We start from the raw sequence: 428 nt of genomic DNA, 5'->3' as shown, positions 1-428 counted from the left end.
ATCGTTGGTATCCGTGCCACGACCAAGACCACTTGTACTGGTGTTGAGATGTTCCGCAAGCTGCTCGACGAAGGTCGTGCTGGTGAGAACGTCGGTGTACTGCTGCGCGGTACCAAGCGTGAGGACGTTGAGCGTGGTCAGGTACTGGCCAAGCCGGGCACCATCAAGCCGCACACTCAGTTCGAAGCTGAAGTGTACGTGCTGGGCAAGGACGAAGGCGGCCGTCACACGCCGTTCTTCAAAGGCTACCGCCCACAGTTCTACTTCCGTACTACCGACGTGACCGGTTCTTGCGAACTGCCCGAAGGTATCGAGATGGTCATGCCGGGTGACAACGTCAAACTGGTTGTGACTCTGATCGCTCCGATCGCCATGGAAGATGGTCTGCGCTTCGCGATTCGCGAAGGCGGCCGTACCGTTGGCGCCGG

At 59.1% G+C, this 428-nt stretch carries 1 protein-coding gene; it reads left to right on the top strand.

What is annotated here, in order from left to right:
* Nucleotides 1-428: EF-Tu C-terminal domain-related protein (locus AC27HQ_RS16975; protein WP_487157378.1), on the top strand; the 428-nt coding region annotated here is incomplete at both ends.

Source organism: Halopseudomonas sp. 4NH20-0008 (genome assembly GCF_057548395.1).
The sequence above is the reverse complement of the archived record's forward strand: the minus strand, read 5'-3'. Positions and strand labels throughout refer to the sequence as shown.